The 2,048-nt window shown below is 66.9% G+C and carries 2 protein-coding genes; both read right to left on the reverse strand.

Annotated features, from left to right (window positions below):
• Nucleotides 1-62: 62 nt before the first annotated feature.
• Entirely contained in the window at nucleotides 63-1,097 is a 1,035-nt protein-coding gene (locus tag ABNT58_RS27755) for a branched-chain amino acid ABC transporter permease (RefSeq protein ID WP_348756603.1), read from the reverse strand.
• 118 nt (nucleotides 1,098-1,215) lie between these two features.
• A partial coding sequence (locus tag ABNT58_RS27760; protein ID WP_348756604.1) for an ABC transporter substrate-binding protein occupies nucleotides 1,216-2,048 on the reverse strand: 833 nt, incomplete at its 5' end.

A 2,048-nucleotide genomic window follows, 5' to 3' on the forward strand; every position in this document is an offset into this window, starting at 1 on the left:
AGCGCCCCACACGAACCATCGGCCGACGTTGAGCGGCCGGAAATGGAATGGACGCTGGCTCATCACCCCTCCCGCGTGCCCAGCAGGCCCTTGGGCCGGAAGATGAGGATCAGCACCAGGAACAGGTACGGCAGGATCGGCGCCACCTGCGACACCGTCAGCCGCAGCAGCGAATGCGAAGCGGCCTGCGCCCCCGGCTGCCAGCCCAGCAGCCGCGCCAGGTCGAGCACCGAGTAGTCGATGGCCACCGCGAAGGTCTGTATGACGCCAATGAGCACCGAGGCCACGAAGGCCCCGGCCAGCGAGCCCATGCCGCCCACCACCACGACCACGAAGATGACCGAGCCCACGGTGGCGGCCATCGCCGGCTCGGTGACGAAGGTGCTGCCGCCGATCACACCGGCCAGCCCGGCCAGCGCCGCGCCGGCGCCGAACACCAGCATGAAGACCCACGGCACGTTGTGGCCCAGCGCTTCCACCATTTCGGGGTGCGTGAGCGCGCTCTGGATCACCAGCCCCACGCGGGTGCGGGTGAGCAGCAGCCACAGGCTGACCAGCATGGCCAGCGCCACCACCATCATGAAGCCGCGGGTGGCCGGGAACGGCGAACACACCACGCGCACCGCGGCGTCGGTGGCGCGGCACATGGCCTCGGGCGCGGCGCCCCACAGCACGTGCAGGCCATTGACCGACGAATTGACCAGCGTGAAGGCCGGCCCCTGCAGCGCCGGCGGTGGCCGGAACTCCACCGCCGTGCGGCCCCAGATCAGCTGCACCAATTCAAGGATGACGTAGGACAGGCCGAAGGTGGTCAGCAGCTCGGGCACATGGCCGAACTTGTGCACCTTGCGCAGGCAGGTGCGCTCGAACAGCGCCCCCAGCACACCCACCACCAGCGGCGCCAGCACCAGGCCGGGCCAGAAGCCCACCAGGCGGGCGATCGAATACGCCACGTAGGCGCCCAGCATGTAGAAGCTGGCATGGGCGAAGTTCAGCACGCCCATCATGCTGAAGATGAGGGTGAGCCCGGAGCTGAGCATGAACAGCAGCAGCCCGTAGCTCAGCCCGTTGAGCATCGAGATCGTGAACAGTTCCATCGGCGCAGTGTCGTCGCGCGCGCGGCGCGTTGTCTAGACAAGCCGGCACGCACCGCGCCGGCCACTTCGCGTGGCGGCGGTGCCGGCAACCTCAGGGATCAGAACGGCGTCGACGCGGTCAGGAAGGCCGCACCATCTGGCAGCTGGTGGGCGTGCTGGACACATAAGGCGCGAACTCGGCCACCGGCGCCAGCGTCATGCCGGTCTTCTCGGGCGAGTACGGGTACTTGCCATCGGCCTTCTGCCACACGCTGATGTACAGCGTCTGCTGCAGCTGGTGATCGGCCTTGCGCATCTCCACCTCGCCGCCGAAGGTGCTGGTGAGCTTCAAGCCTTCCAGCGCGGGCGCCACCTTCACCGGGTCGGTGCTCTTGGCCTTGGCCATCGCTGCGCCCAGCGTCTCGAAGATGCGGATGATCGAGCCGGTGTAGAAGTCGTCGCTGTACTTGGCCTGGAACTCCTTCATCCAGGTGTCCATCTGGCCACCCATGTTGTAGTGGTTGTAGCTCACCTGGTACACCCGGCCGGCGCCGTTGTTGCCCAGCGCGGTGGGGGTGCCCGTGACGCCGGCGTAGTAGGTGTAGAACTTGCCGTTGAAGCCGCCTTCGCCCGCCGCCTTGACCAGCAGCGACAGGTCGGAGCCCCAGTTGCCGGTGATCACGCTGTCGGCACCCGAAGCCTTGATCTTGGCGATGTAGGGCGCGAAGTCACGCACCTGGGCCAGAGGGTGCAGGTCTTCACCCACGATCTCGATGTCGGGGCGCTTGCGCTTGAGCGCGTCCTTGGCGTACCTGGCCACCTGCTGGCCGTGCGAGTAGTTCTGGTTGAGCAAGAACACCTTCTTGATGTCGGCCTGGCCCTTGATGAAGCTGGTCATCGCCTCGACCTTCATCGAGGTGTCGGCGTCGTAGCGGAAGTGCCAGTAGCTGCACTTGCTGTTGGTCAGGTCGG

This window comes from uncultured Aquincola sp., assembly GCF_964001545.1.
Lineage (GTDB): Bacteria > Pseudomonadota > Gammaproteobacteria > Burkholderiales > Burkholderiaceae_C > Aquincola.